Consider the following 18,071-nt stretch of genomic DNA (forward strand, 5'->3'; position numbering starts at 1 on the left):
TATACAAGTAATAATATTAATTTTTTGAAGCGTACAACAATTTCAATAATTTAAAATTTGATTGTAAAGAATATAACTTTGATCTGATACTCTTTTTCCATCAAAATTTTTTTGAACATAAGATTTGGCAAAAGTCTGCATCTGTTCTTTATAATTTTTGTTCCTATAGATTTTCAAAGCAGCATCTTTTATAGCAATATAATCATCTTTTTCAACCAATATTCCATTTAGAGAAGATTTAATTATATTTGGTATTGCATCTACGTCGGTGGCTACAATAGGAATTTTAGATGCCATATATTCAGGTAAAACTAAGCCAAAACCTTCCCATCTAGATAATAGCATTCCTATATCCATAGTCTTCATATATGCGGTTGGATTATTTACCCAGCCAGTTATCAAAAATGATGAACTAAGATTATATTGATTAATTAAATTTTCAATTTTATCTCGTAATTCACCGTCCCCAACTATTAAAAAGTATGCATTGGGAATCTTTTTTTTGATTAACTTTGCAGCTTTTACAAAGGTATCTGGAGCCTTTTGCTTAGATATTCTACCTACCATACCTACAACAAATGCATCTTTAGGGATGCCTAATTGAGTTCTACTCATAGGAGAAGTCTTCTCTATCTCCTCTATATCAATTCCGTTATAAATTACTTTTAGCTTGTCTGGCTTACAGATTTTTTCTCTAAGAGCTGACTCCCTTTCGGCATCAGAAATGCAGACAATTTTGTCACAAAAATGAGCGGAAATCTTCTCTACCCATCTATACATTTCTTTCTTTTTAGCAGATTGTTGCATATTAAATGCCCATCCATGAGGATTATAGATAACCTTATTCTTCAATCCGAGATCCGCAATTCTAGCAAAAGCTCCCGCTTTGCTTGAATGAGCATATACAATATCTGGCTTTAATTGTTTAATAATTGATCTTAATTTTTTTTCGACTTTTAAATCACTTTTGGGATCAATATCATGGGCCATCTTTAAGACTATTACTCGATTAGCTATATTCTTAAACTTGTTAGAATCATAATTTTGAGAACATACTAAAATATTTTCTACTTTATCATTATCATTATATTTAAAAAGTGTTTCTAAATACCGCTCTACTCCGCCAGCTGCTTCTGCAATATGGAGAACTCTAATTTTTTTATTCATAGAATCTTCCCTAATACGCACTATTTGGATGAACCACTACACCCACAGTTTTAACCAAAATCTTGAAATCTTCCCATAAACCTGAATGATTGATGTAGATAATATCAAGCCAGACCATTTCATCAAAGTCAGCTTCATTTCGCTTAGTTACTTGCCAAAGTCCGGTACAGCCAGGCATTACTTCCAAGCGTTGCTTATCATAATCAGTATATTTAGCTACTTCACTAGGTAGAGGTGGACGAGGACCCACTAAGGACATATCGCCAATTAAGACATTCCATAATTGTGGCAACTCATCAAGACTATATTTTCTAATTGTATGGCCAATCTTGGTAATTCTTGGATCATCCTTAATCTTGAACATGGCACCATCAATTTCATTTTGCTCTTCAAGTTGTTCTACCATTTGATCGGCATTTACAATCATTGAACGGAACTTATACATTCTAAACGGCTTACCATTTTTACCAATTCTCTCTTGCGAATAAAAGGCCGGTCCATGATCTTCATGCTTAATTCTAATTGCCAAATAAGCGAACAGTGGCGAAAGTAATACCAATCCTATTCCACTAGCTACTATATCAAATAATCGCTTAATTCCATGATAGATAGGGCGATGATGCACCTTAGCTGGATTAACTTCAAGTTTTTCCGTCACAATCATTTTCCTCTCACTCTCACTAAATTAATTCTAGCTTTAAAATAGCCAAAACTTCTTCTTTTTCTTTAACGGTCTCCAATCCATTTGCACCTGATCACCATTAATGATCTTGCGTGCATTTTCTTTCCAAGCCTCCGCAAGTTCGCTCCCAAACTCGCGCTCCATTTTGTCATATGCTTCACTTAGTTGATATTGACGCCTTGGCAAATCATGTGCATCAGACGCAAATGTGCAACCTTGACCTGCTTCAATTAATCTGCGTGACAGGTTTTCAACTTTCTCACCAAATAATCCCGTATAAGAACTAGCAGTAATCTGCACTAAACAATCTTGTTCGATTAATTCTTGTAGCACCTGTGGCTCCTTCAAGATTCGATTATTTCGCTCTGGGTGAACTATTACCGGGGTAATACCATGTTCATGAAGCTGGAAGATTGTATTCTTGGCATAAGTTGGCACATCTTCGCTTGGAAACTCAAGAAGCATATATTGACCATCGGCATCACAGAATAAAATATCATCTGCCTCTAAAGCAGGAATAAGCCCACCTGAAAGGCGGACTTCTTGACCTGGAAAGACCGTAAGCGGAATGTTCGCTTCATTAAGTTTTTGCTGATATTGATCAGTGAGCCAAATGATATCTTTCTTGTGATTAGTATATTTACCATTTAGTGTATGTGGCGTCACAACTGCATGAGTAACGCCATCCTTTACTGCCTCTCGTGCCAAGTGCAGAGACGTTTCCCAATCCTTAGAACCATCATCAATCCCTGGCAAGATATGGCAATGGATATCAACTAAGGTCATAATTACTTACTTTCCTTATTTGTGCTAGATCCACCAAAGAAGCGGGATTTCTTATTTTCTTGTCCGTAGCCATAACCATAACCGTAACCATAACCGTAACCATAGCCGCTATTTTCAGCGCTTATATCATTCATTACGTAACCCAAGATGCGAACTTTGGCAAATTCAAGCATTTCAACGGCGCGACGAATAGCAACCTTTTGAGTTTTACCTTGACGAACGACCAAGATAATTCCGTCTAAGTGGCTGGCTAATTCTTGCGTATCGGATACTTCAAGCACTGGAGCTAAGTCGATGATGACCAAGTCGTAATGAGCCTTAACTAAGTCAATAAAGGTTTGCATTCTATGAGAACCGATAAGTTCTGATGGGTTAGGTGGAATTGGACCAGAAGTTAAAATTGAAAGATTCTTAACACCACTTTCCTTAACCACATCTTCTAAATCGATTTCATCAGCATCTGATGTCAACACGGTAGTCAATCCCCTGTTATTCTTCACATTGAAAGTACTGTGTAAAGTTGGACGGCGAAGGTCTCCATCGATTAAGAGAGTCTTGCGACCAGCTTGAGCATAAGTAATAGCAACGTTAGCAGTAACAGTTGACTTACCTTCACTGATGTTAGCAGAAGTGAATGCTAAAGTTTTGATTTCCTTATCAACACTCATGAAGTTGATGTTGGTACGAACAGTTCTAAATTGTTCTGAGATAGGGCTTTGAGGATCAGCAGCAGTGATCAACTTGGCACCCTTTTTCATAGTTTCGTTAGTACCACGTTTTTTCTTAAATAAAGACATATCTGCTTCTTCCTCCTATACCCGACGTCTCTTATTCTTCTTATTAGCGTTTTGGTTCAATTGGAATGATGATGAAACGTTAAAGTGAGCAATTTGACCCAAGTTAGTTAAGCCCAAAGTATCAGTTAAGTAACTATCATCACGAACAGCAGTATCTGATAATTCACGAATCATAATTACTGCAAATGAAAGTACAAGTCCAATTACAAATCCAGCCAAAGTGAACAATCTTACATTTGGTGAAGATTGAACACCAGTTGTAGCTGGAGCTACAATTGTAACGTTGTTAACGTTCATAATTGATTTAATACGGTCTTTGAATACTTCGGCAACAGCGTTAGCTTCAGCTTTTGACTTGTCTGGAGTATCAGCTTTGGCATTAATAGTAAAGACTTGTGATTGTTGTTGAGTAGTTACTGAAATACTTTTAGCAAGTTGCTTTGCGCTAACACTGTAAGCCTTACCTGAACGATCGATTACAGCTGGTTGAGCTTTTTTAATTAAGCGACGCGTACCGTCAGCTTCAGTTCTATATTTTGCTGGTTGAGCTTTTTTAACTACTCGAGTTGGATTTGCTAAACGGTCAGAAGCTTCTTGCAAGATTACGTGACTAGTTACGATATCTTTATAGGTAGTAACTAATTGCATATTAGCTTGTTGGGTAGCTAATGCCGCATTAGGATCATTATGTGCATTTCTTTGGTTAACTAAGACTTGTGCTGAAGAGGTATACTTTGGAGAAATGATAAAGCTGGCAACTCCCCAGCCGACAAGTGCTAAGCCTACGCTCCAAAGGATCAATGCCCAAATATGCTTACGGCAAATGCGAATTAATTGCGTTAAATCAATTGTATTTGTATTATTGTTTTGTTGTTCCATCAAACCTATCCTTAATTCATATTGTAGCCTGTATCATCCTTGGCTACTGTTACTTTTTGAAGTTCAAGATTTTCTCTTAATCGGTCAGATACGCGTTGGCGTTCCTTACGACTAATTACTTCGATTTCCATATTGCCAAACTTAGGGTTGTCAGTTGACTTACTTACACCTTGTGCGTGATCTGGAACCACATGATCAGTTGCTTTTCTGTAGTCCATTCCGATCTTGTACATTTGGTTCATTGTTAAGTCAGTTTGCATTTCGTCAGCAATTGAATTCAAGAACTTAGTATTAAGAAGAGTTGTTGGTGAAACAGATTTCTTAAGAAGTGCCATAACTACTCTTCTGTCACGATCTTGTCTACCATAGTCTTGACGTGGGTCGCCGTGTCTCAATTGTGAGAAGGCAAGGGCTTTTTTACCATTCATGTGGTAAGTCTTACCCTTTTCAAAGTGGTAACCCATGTTGTCAAAGGTAAGTGGAGAAGTTACATCAATTCCACCTACTTGATCGATAGCTTTCTTAAGACCACCCATGTTGATTAAGATATAACCATCAATTGGAACACTGTAATACTTATCAAGTGTCTTCATTGTTTGGCTTACTCCACCCAAAGTATAAGCTGAGTTGATCTTAGTTACGCCATATTGTTTAAAGTCAGGGAAGATTGCAGCGGAGTCACGCGGAATCGACATGATGTCGGTAGTGTTCTTTTTAGGGTTGATTGACATCATCATCATGGTGTCAGTTCTACCCTTCCAGTGACGACCCATTGCACCAGTATCAATACCCAATAGCAAGATATTGATTGGTTTCTTTTCTTGTAATAAAGTATCTAAATCTCGTCCCTTATTGCTCTTAGTCTTTTTAGCAACCGGTGTGTACATATTGTTGGTGGTATCACGTAAATTCTTGTACATCATTCCGGCAACAAAAATACCAGCAACAACGACTATACCGATCACAATCCAGAAGATTCGCCAAAATTTGCGACGACGTCTTCGGTGATGATGACGATGGTGATGTTGCTGGGTTTGATTTTGTTTATTATCTTCTGCCATACTCTATCCCCTTAGTTCAATAGTTTTTCAGAATCTCTATAATTATATATCGTTCTTGGTCGTTTGACCACCCCGTTAACCCTTTACATACAGAATAAAGTGTCAATTTTCAATTAAAACAAGGAAAATAAACACATTTTTTACAATTTCTTCCTTATTGTTATCGACTGTAATACAATTAAGTTACAAATTCACATAGAAAGCAGGCGAAAAAATGATCGATAATCGACCAAAAAAGACAAAAGCCTTCATCGCAGGCGTTAACTTAAATGACCCTAACTTTGACTATTATATGACTGAGCTTGCTGATTTAACTGAAGCAAATAATATGGAAGTTGTTGGCCGCGCTGAACAAAAAGCCGAGAATATTGTCGCTGGAACTTATTTTGGTGTTGGTAAAATTAACCAAATTAAGTCGATGGCTCAAGGACTCAAGGCTAAGGTGTTAGTTTTAAATGATGAATTGAGTCCAGTTCAAATCCGCAATTTGGAAAAAATGACCAAGTTACGCGTCATTGATCGAACCGAATTAATTTTGGAAATTTTTGCTAGTCGTGCCCGCACCAAGCAGGCCAAGCTTCAAGTGGCATTAGCTCGCTTACAATATGAGTTGCCACGTTTGCACCCGTCAGAGAATAACTTGGACCAGCAGCGCGGGGGCGGAATGAGCAACCGTGGTGCCGGTGAAACTAAGTTAGAATTAAATCGAAGAACAATTGGTAAGCAAATTTCTGCAATTAAGAAAGAACTCAAAGCCGTTGCGAGCCAAGAAGAGATTAAAGCTAGTCGCCGCAATCAAAGCCGCATCCCTAAAGTCGCTCTTGTCGGCTACACGAACGCGGGTAAATCCACGACAATGAACGGTTTACTCAAAGCCTTCGACCATGAAGGTAGCGACAAGCAAGTTTTTGTAAAAAATATGCTCTTTGCTACGCTGGATACTAGTGTACGTAAAATCGACATCGACAACAACAAAGGCTTTATCTTATCCGATACTGTTGGATTCATTTCTAAATTGCCTCACAACTTGGTTGAATCCTTTAAGGCGACTTTGCAAGAAGCACGCGATGCCGATTTACTGGTGAACGTCGTTGATTCATCTGATCCAAATATGATTCAGATGGTGCGCACCACCCAAAAAGTTTTGAATGAAATCAGCGCTGGCAACATCCCAATGATCACAGCTTACAACAAGGCAGATCGTACCGGCCGTAATTATCCACAAATCGAAGGCGATGACATCCTTTATTCTGCCACCGACGAGAAGTCGATTCGGATGTTGGCAGATTTGATTACTAAGCGCATTTTTGCTGGGTATGGCGAATTTGAATTGCTTTTGCCATTATCCGATGGAAAAGAATTGGCCTTTTTACACGAACATGCTCAAGTTAATAAGGAAGAATTCAAGGACGACGGCGTCCATGTGAGCGCCAATATTGCACCAAGCGATCAGGCAAGATTTAAGAAATTCATGATTGCAGAAAATGCATAAGAAAAAGGCAAGGATAAGTTCCGTGCCTTTCTTAGATAGCTAATTCAGGCTATAATTACTCCTGTGCTATAGAAGTTAATTACTTCGATAGTCAAGTCGGTAAATTAGCTTAGTGCTACTATCCCAGCGCAGGTCCAGTGCGCTGCCGATCAGCACTCAAACAAAAAGTTTCCGTATGGGAACACCTTCTCGTTATCAACTACCCTAGAATAAATTCTAGGGTTTGCAGCTCTCATCTATTTTTACTAGATAGCGGTTATAGCGTCTTGCGACTTCCGCCTCCGAGGCTGCATCGTCGGGCAGTTGACAATACCCGTTTACCTGCCAAGTTTACTCGGCAGATCTTAATTTAGTAAATTTAGGTATTTTAACACCTTTGTGGTACTGGTCTCCTAAAAACTGGATATTCATGGCCGCTAGGCGATCGTCATTGGATTTGTAGCCACACTTATCACAAATGTAGAGGTGCAACTCATGGTTGCGGTTCTCCTTGCGGATTCTTCCGCACTTAGGACAGCGCTGGCTGGTAAATCTTGGAGAAACTTTGACTACAGTTGAAGAATTCAAATTAGCCTTGTAAGCTAAAAACTGCTCAAACTGGTAAAAAGTCCAAGAAACCATTTCATAGCGACGCTTTTTGGCAGCTTTCTCAGTCGCAAAGCGGACATTGGTTAAGTCTTCTAAAGCAAAGATAGTATTGGGACCGTAATGATCAACGAGTGTCTTGGTAAGGCGATGATTAACATCGCTTATAAAACGGTTCTCTCGCTGACCGATCTTTTTAAGTCTTCGCTTGGCAGACTTAGTGCCTTTGGCTTGAAGCTGAGCACGGAGTTTCTTATATTTGCGCCTGGTGCGCAATACTTTTTGTCCGCTGCAAAGCAGAGTCTGGCCCTGTTCGTCATAGCAGGCAGCCAAAAAGCGCAGACCGCGATCAATCCCAACGATGTGCTGCGTCTGCTTTAATTCATATTCAGAAAAGGACGTGGTCGCACTAAGGTGGATATACCAATTATTTTTGAACTGAAGCAGCTTAATTGAGCCAAACTTCCAGTGGCTAGAATCAAGATACTGGTCGAAATTTTTGCAGACAAAATCAACTTTCTTTCTCCCCATTAAGGTATTCAAAGAAAGCTGGGTGCTTGTATTTAAATAAGACCAGTCGCGATTGCGCTGAAGATCAAGCTGAAGACGCTTAAACTTAACTGGACGCCAAAGCCAAGTGAGATCACGCGGAATCTGCGACCAGATAGCATGGCCCTGCGCATCTTTTTCGCCAGTATTATAGCGAAACGGTGTTTGCTTTAATTGGGTTTTGATGGTTCTATAGCGAGCAACAACATTTCTGATAACCGATTGAGCCATTTGACTTTTAAGTCCAAACAGGTCTCTCAAATCATGATAAAGGACATGATTTAACCGAGAAAACCGAAACTCAAAATCATGGTCAAAAACATACTGCGAGACGAAATTGCAGGCATCTCTGTATGCAGTCATGGTCTTTATAAAAGCGTGTTCAGTCTCATCATCAATATTAAGGAGCTTGGCTTTAATCGTTACTGCCTGATCCAAATTATTCACCTCCAAACAAGCGTTTGAAAATGATTATATCATAGAAATTAGAGGAGAAAAAGACAAAATATAAAAAGGCTGAAAGTGCAATTCCTCCCCGGATTAAAATCCGGGGTATCCTTGCTTAATCAGCCTAGAAGGAGAAATCAATGAATTAGGTGGGTGAAATTTCTGACCTGCACTATCAAAAAGTATAACAAACGAAAATGCACCTGAATAGCTTTTTAAGCTGGTAGGTGTATTTTTGTTTTTCTAAAATAAAAGTTGGACTACAATTAACTTAACTAGATTTTAGAAAGATATAGATGATGGAAATTAAACATTTAAAAATCACAATGTTGGTGGCTCTAGTTTCTTGTACATTCTTCCTGGCACCCACACAAGTCAATGCCGCTAATTACAGCAAAAGCGAAGCCAAGCAGGTACGGTATTTTCAGAACCGTTACAAAAAGCTCAGCAAAAAGGTCTATGATGAAAATAATTTATACACAGTTGAACCTAATTTTGCCGAGCCATTCAATCCAGGCCAGTTAAAGGCTGCTTACATTACGACATCGATGGACTATGTTAATTACTATCGCAAGCTCTGTGGCCTTCCCAGCGAAAGCAATAATGATAAAGTGAATCGCGATGCTCAAATCGGGGCGAGTGCCTTAGCCGCCATCAATGCTAAGACATCCCTCACTGCCCACGGTCTTCTTGGCTACACACGCCCTTATTACATCAGCGAGGACGAATGGAATACTGCTGAAGACGCAACTTTAGGCAATATCAACTTTCTTGAAAGTGACACCGGTGCCAGCGCTGGAGAAATCGTGACTGATTTAATCAAAGACGATAACAACCTCGATGGCAGTGGTAATACTGGTCATCGGGCCCTAATTTTATCTGCGCGCGCAACTCGCATGGGAATTGGCGCAGCTTACGGTAGTTCCAATAAGAAGTTTTATTCAGTTCAAAATGGGGTTTTTGCAGATGATATCTTGCGTCCAGCTGTTAAAGATGTGGTTGCTTTCCCAAGCAGTGACGTTTTTCCCTATGAACTATTAGACAGCGACACTCCTTGGTCGATTTACTTTGCCAAGCGACATTTAACGCGCCAGCCTAAAATCTACGTGACTGATCTCACCACTAATAAGAAAAAGCGCGCCATTCACGTGCGCAACTATGGCACCGACTACTTTGGCGACGGCTACACAAGTGCGATCAGCTTTGATCCTAATATTTCTCTGATCAATACCCATAAATATAAGGTAGAAATCCGCGGTGTAACATCATATTCATTTCGCTTATTTAGGCAAAAGGATACTTTAAAAAGTCCTAAAAAAGTTGTTCACAAAACCACTCAACATAGTAAATAAGGAATCGCTTCAACGATTCCTTATTTTTGTACACAAATAATCTTCAAAATTCACTAGCTTTTGTATGCGTTTTCATTTATAGTGAGACTATAACAGTAACTTAATCAAATTAGGAGGATTTTTGCGAATGACTTATTATTACAATGGTTTTCCACAAAGTGAACATGATGAAAAGCTAAACTTAATCAATGTTGATCAACTTGAAGAAGACGCTAAAAGAGTTATCCCTGAAGGAGCATACTATTATATCGCTTCAGGAGCAGAAAACGAGTGGACCTGGCGCAACAACACCGCTGCCTTCAATCATTATCAAATTGTGCCCCGGGCTTTAACTGATATGGAAGATCCCCAACTTGACACCGAATTCATGGGAATAAAGTTAAAGACTCCTGTAATGATTGCTCCAATTGCTTGTCATGGAATCGCCCATAAAGACGCAGAAGTCGCCACGCAAAAAGGTGCCGCGGCAGCTGGTGCTCTATTTTCTTCAAGTACTTATGCTAACAAGAGCGTAGAAGATATTGCGGCAGCCGCACCTGACGCACCAAGATTTTTCCAGCTTTATTTAAGTAAAGATTGGAATTTCAACAAGATGGTTTTTGATGCAGTCAAAAAAGCTGGCTATAAGGCTATCATGTTGACTGTCGATGCATTGGTATCCGGCTATCGTGAAGCCAACTTGCGGACACAATTCACCTACCCCGTCCCTCTTGACTTCTTTAATCGTTATTTGGGCGCTAAAGGTGAAGGACAAAGTGTAGCCCAAATGTACGCGGCTTCTGCCCAAAAGATTGGCCCCAAGGATGTAGCTCGCATTAAAGAAGAAAGCCGGCCTTCCTATCTTTATTAAAGGAATCACTTGTGTGGAAGATGCTTATAAAGCTCTGGGAGCTGGGGCCGATGGAATTTATGTAACCAATCACGGTGGGCGGGAAATTGACGGTTCACCTGCGACAATTGACGTTTTACCTGACATCGCTAAAGCAGTTAACCACCGCGTCCCAATTATTTTCGATTCTGGCATTCGTCGTGGTTCTCATGTCTTTAAAGCTTTAGCCCTGGGTGCAGACTTAGTCGCAATCGGTCGTCCCTACCTTTATGGATTAGCTTTAGGTGGGGCAAAAGGCGTTGAATCTGTGATCGAACAATACAATAAAGAACTTAAAATCGACATGCAATTAACTGGCTGCAAGACCATTGATGATGTCAAAAAGGCAAAGATTATGCACATTAACTACACCGCAGATAATTTACCTTCTAATACTGATCCTTCTCGAATGAAACCTTATCCCGTAACTAGCGAAAATCAACCACAAGAAGATTTAGACGCAACCTCTGGCGCATCCCACCACTAAAAATTTTCACTCATACAAAAAGGCATCTGAAAACCCAGATGTCTTTTTTGTTTCACAAAACTCTTTTAGCAATGGTTGGATAGTAATATGTTGTAAGTTTTTGCAAAGCAACACCTTGGTCTGGCGTTGCGGCACTGACATATTGATCATTGCCCACATAAATTGCCACGTGATATGGCGAGGTAATTGATCCCCAATAAATCAAATCGCCAGGTTTTAATTGATCCATTGGGACAGTTTGACCTACTCTTACTTGATCGGCCGTAACTCGCGGCATGTTCACGCCAGCTGCATGACCATAGACATATTGAACTAAGCCTGAACAATCATAGTTATCCGGTCCTACACCACCCCAAATATATGGTTTGCCAACTTGTTGTTTAGCTAAACTCACAATGGCATTCAACTTAGTTGCTGTTGAGACCGAAGGTGCTTGTTGTGAAGCAGGTTTTTGAGCTGGTGTAGATGCCTTATTAAGCTTATTGAGAGTATTAGTAACAATACTTTTAGCCTTTTTAATTTTATTAGTTTTTTTAACCGTGTTTTTTAAAGCTGTAGGCTTAGTTGGTGCGGCTACTTTATCATTCTTTTTAACTTCAGGCTTTTGAGCTTGTGCTTGATCATCAGCCTTTTTTTCTGCAGTCTTTTTCTTTTTAACAGCTACATTTTTTGCAGTTTTATCTAAAATTTGAACTACCGGATTTTTAGTTTTCTTAGGCTTCTTAGTTTTTGCTGGTTTCGGATTTTCAATATCTTCAGTATACCGAGCTTCAATCCATTCCCGCGTCCCGACCTTATACCAAAGATTTCCTGATTTATCGATTGCAGTTTGAGCAATATTCCATTCAGTACCATCCTTAGCACGAAAGCCCATAAATTGTCCATTATTATAATTAGTCCAAATTCTAACACCCTGACCAGGCAAATATTTAATTCTTACCCTCTTAATTGCCGTCTTAAAGCTTGAGGCCGAAACCGTCTTCACAGACGTTGCCGCAGAAAGACCCGTAACTGTTAAAGCAGCTGCAGCTCCAATTTTAAAAAAATTATGTGACATATATAATCCCCTTTGGTAGCGAAAAATGGTCACAAAGAACCATCTATATCTCTCACTTAAAAATCTTACACTTCCTATTTTAAAGACTTAGCAATTACAAATCCATTACAAGGGTAAAGAAATTCTGTAAATTTTTGGCTTTATATTAAGAATTAGCAGCCTTTTACAGAGAAGCTTAAATTTGCGCACTAAAAAAGCAGCTAGAGAATACTCTCTAACTACTAATTTTTAAAATTTCTGTTGATTTTATTATTTCAAAATTCTACGTGCAGTAGATGGGTAGAAGTAGCCACTAAGAGCTTGCATCTTTACCCCTTCGCTTGGGGTTGCGGCGTGAACATATTGACCATTACCTACGTAAATACCTACGTGGTATGGAGCACTTGCAGAACCCCAGAATAACAAGTCACCTGGTTGTAAATTGTTTAAGGAAACAGCCTTACCTTGATTTACTTGAGTATAAGTAGTGCGTGAAATATCAATTCCAGCTGCATTATTATAAATATATTGGGTAAGACCTGAACAGTCGAAACCAGCAGGAGTAGTACCGCCCCAAACGTAATTCTTGCCTACTTGAGCTTTAGCAAGAGCTACAATTGCGGATGCACTACTTGAAGCTTGCTTTGATGTCTTTTTAACTTGTGAAGTTTTAGAAGTTGCTTCGCTATTTTGATTTTGAGTTGTGATAGTTAAATTAGTTTTCTTAGTAGCTTTTTTCTTCTTAGGTTTAGAAATAGTACCAGTGGCTTTTACTGCTTGATTAGCACTTACTTTCTTAGCCTTAGCAGATTTAGCATTGATAGCGTAGCGACCTTCGATCCATTGATGATCATCTAGTTTATACCAAGTATTACCATCTTGATCTTTCTTAGTTTCAAGCACTTCGTAGGTTTCACCATGCATAGCGCGTTTACCAGTAAAATGGCCATTCTTATAACTTGACCAAATATTCACGCCATAACCTGGAATATAGTTAACCTTGATGCGCCAAACAGCAGCCTGTACATGTTGAACAGAACTTGTCTTAACTGCATTAATTCCAGTAACTCCCACAGCAGTCAATGCAGCAGCTGCTGTAATCTTCACTAAGTTAGTCTTAATTTTCAAAATTCAGTTTCCTCTGTAATATTGCTTAATTAATAAGAAAATGTTCTTTAAGCATAATCTATACCTAATCCTCTTAACGACTATATGATACACGCACTATATTACAAAATCGTTACAGAAATAATACGAGCACACAAAAAAACACTCAAGATCAAACTTGAGCGTTTAATTTATTATTGAAAGAGAATTAGAACTTTAATTATAAAACTCTCTTAGCTGCTGATGGGTAGAAGTAGCCTGATAAAGCTTGCTTACGAACACCTTGTGAAGGAGTTGCAGCGTGAACATATTGACCGTTACCTACGTAAATACCTACGTGGTATGGAGCACTTGCAGAACCCCAGAATAACAAGTCACCCTTCTTCAAGTGACTCAATGAAACACGTTTACCAACATTTACTTGTGAGTAAGTAGTTCTTGGCAAAGTCTTCTTACCAGCATTTCTGTAAACGTATTGTACTAAACCTGAGCAGTCAAATGCGTAAGGACCAGTAGCACCATAGACGTAGCTCTTACCAACTTGCTTTTTAGCAAGCTTAACAATTGCGTTTAACTTCTTAGTCTTTGCTGAAGTAGTCTTAGCTTTCTTAACTGGTGCAGCAATTTCAGGTGTAACTGCGTTAGTAGTATTCTTGTCAACTTGACTTGAGTCAACAGTGTCAGCTTGTGCTGTTTGAACTGGAACATTAACTACTGAAATTCCAGTAAAGAACACTGATAAAACTGCTGTAAACTTAACTAAACTTGACTTAAAATTCAAAATTAATTCTCTCCCTATAACATTTACTAATTTTTTTAAAATTTAATTTACTTTTTTTAAAGGATCGCCGATTTTTTAGTAATTTCTTAAATCAGCTGACGGTTTATATCATACCTAGCTAATGTTACATGAATGTTTCAAAAAAACTACCATCCCGTTAAGAAACATGTAAAGGAAGAACTAAATCTGTAAAAAAAGGAATCATTAATTTTGCTTAAGCTTTGTTACTATCGTGTTTAAATCGCTTTCAGTTTCATTCCATTTATCATTTAACAAAATGTGCGCTGTTTGCTTCAAATCTTCTGGCAATCGATTTAATTCACTCCCAGACAGACGTTTTTTGACCATTTCCTTACTATCCCCACGGTTAATTAAACGCTCACGCAACTCATCCATGGTGGAAGTTGTCACATAAAGAAAATAAACTTGCTCAGGATCAAGTTTGGACAAATATGACTTCACTCCTTGAATATCAACTATTAAAGAAACGATGTCATGCTTTTTCCACATGGCTTCCAAGGCCTCTTTACTTGAGCCATATTGGTAGTTGCCATATTTTATATGTTCAAAGAAGTGCAACTTATTGAAGCTTTCATTTGTTTCAAAAAAGTAGCTTTCTTTGTCGACTTCACCCTCTCGTTTAGGACGCGTAGTATGAGTAATCACCCGAGGGATGCCATATTCACGCTCTAAATAATTTGAAATCGTTGTCTTTCCTGCCCCACTTGGTCCGGCGATCAAAATAATTTTCTTCATTTTTGAGTATACTTCCCTTGAAAACTTATAATTAATGTAATAACATTCTACTATTGTATAAAAGAAAAGTGGAAGGAGAAAAATTTCACTATGAAAAAAGCAGATGTAAAAGTTGGCGCAATTGTTGGCGGCAAGTCAGAAGAAGAACTTAAGAAGCCATTTTTAGGTAAAGTAGAAAAAATCTACGAAAATTCCGCTCTTTTAGCTATTACTTCATATGACCCAGTTGACGAAACTGCCATCAGCGACTTAAATAATAAGATTGTTGTTAACTTCAAAAACTTAAAGAGTGCTCGCAGCTTGAAGAACTCTAAGACTGCCGCAACTAACGAAGTTAAGATCGAAAAGATGAAGAAAGTTGCTAAAAAAGACGACGATAAGAAAGAAAAGTAATTTTCGAATTAGACTAAGAATTTATATCTTAGTCTTTTTTTTTCGTCTTTTTTTTCCTAAAATAAGGCGAGTAGTTTTGAAAGAGGATAACTTTAACAATGAAAGAAAAAACAAGAACTGCCTTATTTTGGTTCATACTTATTCAGCCATTTTTAGACCTTTATTGGCTCTATAATGGTAAGCTAGCCACGATTTTGCCATTCACACTACCGACAATCATTAGAATTTTAGCAGTGGGAATCTTAATCGGGATGTTTTTCAGTAAAAAAGACTCCTGGCAAAAGCTTAATAAGCAGAAATGGTTGATTGCCTATCTAATTTTGCTAGTTGTGTATTCAATCTTTCACTTATTACATGTGCGCCACTTTAATAGCGTCAATCCGAATGATTACAACTATTCCACCATCAGTGAAATTTTTTATTTAATTAGAATGTTTCTTCCACTCAGCGTAATTTACTTTACCCGTGAGTTGGAATTTACTCAAGAAGATTTTAAAAAAGTGATTATGGGATTGTCGGGATTATTTTCCTTTACAATCGTCATCAGTAATTTATTTTTAATTTCGCTAAGATCTTATGGCGACGGTTTTATTTCAGCAAATGTTTTTGAGTGGTTTTTTAATCAAAATATTGGCTATTCTCATATTGCTTCTAAAGGATTTTTCAATTTTGCCAATATGGTTAGCGCGATTTTGTTTATGTTGCTTCCGCTAATGCTTTACTTTATGTTTAAGGAATTCAACTGGAAAATCGTTACTTTAAACGCAGTTCAAGCCTTAGCCATGCTAGAAATTGGGACTAAAGTGGCGGCGATTGGTTTAATCGCGGGAATCATCATCACCCTTTTGATTTACTTTATTCATCGCTTTTTGATAAAAAATGTACATAAAAATACACAGGCTGTTCTGGCAGCTTTAATCATTGAAATTGCATCCCTGGCAATTCTTCCTTTCAGCCCTGCAATTCAGCGTTACAACTATGAAATTTACTTAGCTCATCAATCTGACCATGAATTAAAAGATGAAACTAAAGAACTTGAAACTGGTCTAAAGAAGTATCCTCAAGGTAAAAAGCGTCAGGAATTCTTACGGACATTTATTAAAGAAAATTACCATTCATACGCACTAAACGAAAAATTCGTTACGAAGAGTTATTCATATCAATATGATCCCGAATTCTGGCTATCTATTATGAAACAACCCGGTGAAACGCGAATGCAGAATCGCTATCTTGAACGCGCTATGCTCGATAAAGTGGTCGCTACTAACAACAATAAGCTTGATAAGTTCATGGGTATTTCTTACACGCGTGAAACTAATATCTTCAATTTAGAGCGTGATTTCACTTCACAAATTTATTCCTTAGGATGGTTTGGCATGATTTTGTTTATTGGCCCTTATGTTGCTATCTTGGCCTATGGAATCTTGAAGTGGATCTTAAACAAAAACAAACGCACTTATCTAATTACATCTATCTTAACTGCGATGGTTTTCATGTTAGCAGCTGCTTTTTCTTCAGGAAACGTAATGGACTTTTTAACGGCAAGTTTCATCTTGGCATTTGTTAGTGGATTTTTGTTGAAAGAATTTGCTGGTGAGTCAAGAACACAAAGATTATTCAAATAAAAAAGACGATCCGAAGATCGTCTTTTTTATATTTTTAACTACGTTTTTGTTTAACAAAAGTTGAATCAGGAATTCGAATCAAGTAATACTGCGTCGCAATTCTTCCTGCATGCATTCCAATTCCATTTTGCCAGTTCTTCTCGTAGCGTGCTGTGTAGATTGCCACATATGCTCTTTGATACTTTTCATCCATTTGTTTCAATTTCTTCAATTCGTATGGAATCTTTTCTGCATTAACGCTCATCGGATTATTGCCATAAGATACGGTCGCATAATCGCTGGAGACAGTAATTTTACTACCAGCGCGGTAATAAGTATAAGTTTGAGAACCGTTCTTTTTCTTAGAAGAATTGATGGTCACATAACTTGAATTCCCTGAGCCAGTGTTCATAATCAAAGGTTCATATTTCACACTGGAAGTAATGCGGCTTGTATCATCGAGGTTAGGGTTATCCAGCGCTGTCTGATTAAACAGCCATAGGGCAGCCACAATAAAAATTACAATTTCAACCACGTCTAAAATAAAGTTCGGCCAATTAAAGCGTTGGTGTTTCTTAATAATCATTTCGATTCGTCTACGGCGAATATTTTGAATGATAAACACTAAATAAAGGATAACAATGACCCATAATAAAATCCCGAGCAAGTTCCAACTAATCATATTGACTGCCCCTTTCTATGGTTTTAATTATATGGTTTTTTTCCTAACTAAACAATTGAAACATGACCAATGAAGTGGGAGAATGAACTTGTGATAGTTTATATTTAGGAAAAATTATGGTAGCAATAGCATTTTATTCAATTACTGGGCAAACTAAGAAATTTGTTGTCAAGACAGGCTTAGAGGCCCATGAAATCGACGATGCGTGGCCACAATATGATATGGGAGAAGACTACATTCTTATTACACCTTCCTATCAGGATTTTATGATGGATTCGCTTGTTGATTTTTTAAATTATAAAGATAATAAAAAACACCTAGTTGGAATTATTGGTTGTGGCAACCGAAACTTTAACGATTTATTTGCGCAAACCGCCAAAAAACTATCGGTTACTCTTAAAGTTCCAATACTTTATTTAATGGAATTTAGTGGGACAGATAAGGACGTTAAAAATGTTCGCAAAATTGTTAGAGGACTTGCAAAGGGTCAAAGTACGAAAGAGGTACAAAAGCCCAAAGAAATGCGTGGAAATATTAGCTTTTTAAGTGACTACAGGTAA

At 38.0% G+C, this 18,071-nt stretch carries 17 protein-coding genes and 1 pseudogene; 6 read left to right on the top strand and 12 right to left on the bottom strand.

Features of this window, described 5'->3' with window-relative positions; genetic code table 11:
* Positions 1 to 42 precede the first annotated feature (42 nt).
* Genes KBW87_RS07050 through KBW87_RS07075 form a run of 6 tightly spaced genes read right to left on the bottom strand, consistent with a single transcriptional unit; the run spans position 43 to position 5,372 of the window.
* A complete protein-coding gene (locus KBW87_RS07050; RefSeq protein ID WP_057811565.1) occupies positions 43 to 1,167 on the bottom strand; it encodes a glycosyltransferase family 4 protein in 1,125 nt (374 codons plus the stop codon).
* A gap of 10 nt (positions 1,168 to 1,177) precedes the next feature.
* Positions 1,178 to 1,831 carry a sugar transferase gene (locus KBW87_RS07055; protein ID WP_057811564.1) on the bottom strand — a complete coding sequence of 218 codons (654 nt, stop codon included), beginning with the start codon at positions 1,829 to 1,831 and terminating at the stop codon, positions 1,178 to 1,180.
* A gap of 33 nt (positions 1,832 to 1,864) precedes the next feature.
* Positions 1,865 to 2,635, bottom strand: a complete 771-nt coding sequence (locus KBW87_RS07060) for a tyrosine-protein phosphatase (protein ID WP_057811562.1) — start codon at positions 2,633 to 2,635, stop codon at positions 1,865 to 1,867.
* A 2-nt stretch (positions 2,636 to 2,637) separates the two neighbouring features.
* Complete coding sequence (locus KBW87_RS07065; RefSeq protein WP_057811560.1) at positions 2,638 to 3,432, bottom strand: CpsD/CapB family tyrosine-protein kinase; 795 nt, start codon at positions 3,430 to 3,432, stop codon at positions 2,638 to 2,640.
* 15 nt (positions 3,433 to 3,447) lie between these two features.
* The gene (locus KBW87_RS07070) at positions 3,448 to 4,311 is read right to left on the bottom strand and encodes a YveK family protein (protein ID WP_057811557.1); all 864 of its coding nucleotides are present in this window, start codon (positions 4,309 to 4,311) and stop codon (positions 3,448 to 3,450) included.
* Between the two features lie 11 nt (positions 4,312 to 4,322).
* A complete protein-coding gene (locus KBW87_RS07075) occupies positions 4,323 to 5,372 on the bottom strand; it encodes an LCP family protein (protein WP_004040434.1) in 1,050 nt (349 codons plus the stop codon).
* Between the two features lie 214 nt (positions 5,373 to 5,586).
* On the opposite strand from KBW87_RS07075, the gene hflX reads away from it, so the two are divergent.
* Complete coding sequence (gene hflX, locus KBW87_RS07080; protein ID WP_057811555.1) at positions 5,587 to 6,864, top strand: GTPase HflX; 1,278 nt, start codon at positions 5,587 to 5,589, stop codon at positions 6,862 to 6,864.
* A 330-nt stretch (positions 6,865 to 7,194) separates the two neighbouring features.
* On the opposite strand, the gene KBW87_RS07085 is transcribed toward hflX, so the two are convergent.
* Positions 7,195 to 8,436 carry an RNA-guided endonuclease TnpB family protein gene (locus KBW87_RS07085; RefSeq protein WP_255807069.1) on the bottom strand — a complete coding sequence of 414 codons (1,242 nt, stop codon included), beginning with the start codon at positions 8,434 to 8,436 and terminating at the stop codon, positions 7,195 to 7,197.
* A 305-nt stretch (positions 8,437 to 8,741) separates the two neighbouring features.
* Between KBW87_RS07085 and KBW87_RS07090 the strand changes: the two genes are divergently transcribed.
* The gene (locus KBW87_RS07090; protein WP_083478866.1) at positions 8,742 to 9,797 is read left to right on the top strand and encodes a CAP domain-containing protein; all 1,056 of its coding nucleotides are present in this window, start codon (positions 8,742 to 8,744) and stop codon (positions 9,795 to 9,797) included.
* A gap of 127 nt (positions 9,798 to 9,924) precedes the next feature.
* A pseudogene (locus KBW87_RS07095) lies at positions 9,925 to 11,152 on the top strand (lactate oxidase).
* A gap of 52 nt (positions 11,153 to 11,204) precedes the next feature.
* Here the strand turns inward: KBW87_RS07095 and KBW87_RS07100 are convergent.
* The 4 genes from KBW87_RS07100 to KBW87_RS07115 form a co-directional block, all read right to left on the bottom strand.
* Positions 11,205 to 12,209: a C40 family peptidase gene (locus KBW87_RS07100; RefSeq protein WP_057810271.1), complete on the bottom strand. Its 1,005-nt coding sequence runs from the start codon at positions 12,207 to 12,209 to the stop codon at positions 11,205 to 11,207.
* 249 nt (positions 12,210 to 12,458) lie between these two features.
* Positions 12,459 to 13,316 carry a C40 family peptidase gene (locus KBW87_RS07105; RefSeq protein ID WP_255807070.1) on the bottom strand — a complete coding sequence of 286 codons (858 nt, stop codon included), beginning with the start codon at positions 13,314 to 13,316 and terminating at the stop codon, positions 12,459 to 12,461.
* A 199-nt stretch (positions 13,317 to 13,515) separates the two neighbouring features.
* Positions 13,516 to 14,076, bottom strand: coding sequence for a C40 family peptidase (locus tag KBW87_RS07110; protein WP_004040420.1), 561 nt, complete (start codon positions 14,074 to 14,076; stop codon positions 13,516 to 13,518).
* Positions 14,077 to 14,280: 204 nt separating this feature from the next.
* Positions 14,281 to 14,832 (bottom strand): guanylate kinase, encoded by a 552-nt coding sequence (locus KBW87_RS07115; RefSeq protein WP_057808796.1) that lies wholly within the window; start codon positions 14,830 to 14,832, stop codon positions 14,281 to 14,283.
* A 90-nt stretch (positions 14,833 to 14,922) separates the two neighbouring features.
* Between KBW87_RS07115 and KBW87_RS07120 the strand changes: the two genes are divergently transcribed.
* Positions 14,923 to 15,225, top strand: a complete 303-nt coding sequence (locus KBW87_RS07120) for a DUF2187 domain-containing protein (RefSeq protein WP_057808798.1) — start codon at positions 14,923 to 14,925, stop codon at positions 15,223 to 15,225.
* Positions 15,226 to 15,323: 98 nt separating this feature from the next.
* Positions 15,324 to 16,850 (top strand): O-antigen ligase family protein, encoded by a 1,527-nt coding sequence (locus KBW87_RS07125; RefSeq protein ID WP_057808800.1) that lies wholly within the window; start codon positions 15,324 to 15,326, stop codon positions 16,848 to 16,850.
* 34 nt (positions 16,851 to 16,884) lie between these two features.
* Here KBW87_RS07125 and KBW87_RS07130 read toward each other — a convergent pair whose 3' ends face one another.
* Positions 16,885 to 17,511: an LVIS_2131 family protein gene (locus KBW87_RS07130; protein ID WP_057808802.1), complete on the bottom strand. Its 627-nt coding sequence runs from the start codon at positions 17,509 to 17,511 to the stop codon at positions 16,885 to 16,887.
* A 116-nt stretch (positions 17,512 to 17,627) separates the two neighbouring features.
* Between KBW87_RS07130 and nrdI the strand changes: the two genes are divergently transcribed.
* Entirely contained in the window at positions 17,628 to 18,071 is a 444-nt protein-coding gene (gene nrdI / locus KBW87_RS07135) for a class Ib ribonucleoside-diphosphate reductase assembly flavoprotein NrdI (protein WP_004040410.1), read from the top strand.

The sequence above is a fragment of the Lactobacillus intestinalis genome (assembly GCF_024397795.1).
GTDB lineage: Bacteria > Bacillota > Bacilli > Lactobacillales > Lactobacillaceae > Lactobacillus > Lactobacillus intestinalis.

Coding starts and splice junctions, on each gene's coding strand:
- KBW87_RS07125 (WP_057808800.1), top strand. CDS start 15,324: ATGAAAGAAAAAACAAGAACTGCCTTATTTTGGTTCATACTTATTCAG.
- KBW87_RS07130 (WP_057808802.1), bottom strand. CDS start 17,511: ATGATTAGTTGGAACTTGCTCGGGATTTTATTATGGGTCATTGTTATC.
- KBW87_RS07090 (WP_083478866.1), top strand. CDS start 8,742: ATGATGGAAATTAAACATTTAAAAATCACAATGTTGGTGGCTCTAGTT.
- KBW87_RS07065 (WP_057811560.1), bottom strand. CDS start 3,432: ATGTCTTTATTTAAGAAAAAACGTGGTACTAACGAAACTATGAAAAAG.
- KBW87_RS07060 (WP_057811562.1), bottom strand. CDS start 2,635: ATGACCTTAGTTGATATCCATTGCCATATCTTGCCAGGGATTGATGAT.
- KBW87_RS07055 (WP_057811564.1), bottom strand. CDS start 1,831: ATGATTGTGACGGAAAAACTTGAAGTTAATCCAGCTAAGGTGCATCAT.
- hflX (WP_057811555.1), top strand. CDS start 5,587: ATGATCGATAATCGACCAAAAAAGACAAAAGCCTTCATCGCAGGCGTT.
- KBW87_RS07115 (WP_057808796.1), bottom strand. CDS start 14,832: ATGAAGAAAATTATTTTGATCGCCGGACCAAGTGGGGCAGGAAAGACA.
- KBW87_RS07100 (WP_057810271.1), bottom strand. CDS start 12,209: ATGTCACATAATTTTTTTAAAATTGGAGCTGCAGCTGCTTTAACAGTT.
- nrdI (WP_004040410.1), top strand. CDS start 17,628: ATGGTAGCAATAGCATTTTATTCAATTACTGGGCAAACTAAGAAATTT.
- KBW87_RS07120 (WP_057808798.1), top strand. CDS start 14,923: ATGAAAAAAGCAGATGTAAAAGTTGGCGCAATTGTTGGCGGCAAGTCA.
- KBW87_RS07070 (WP_057811557.1), bottom strand. CDS start 4,311: ATGGAACAACAAAACAATAATACAAATACAATTGATTTAACGCAATTA.
- KBW87_RS07050 (WP_057811565.1), bottom strand. CDS start 1,167: ATGAATAAAAAAATTAGAGTTCTCCATATTGCAGAAGCAGCTGGCGGA.
- KBW87_RS07075 (WP_004040434.1), bottom strand. CDS start 5,372: ATGGCAGAAGATAATAAACAAAATCAAACCCAGCAACATCACCATCGT.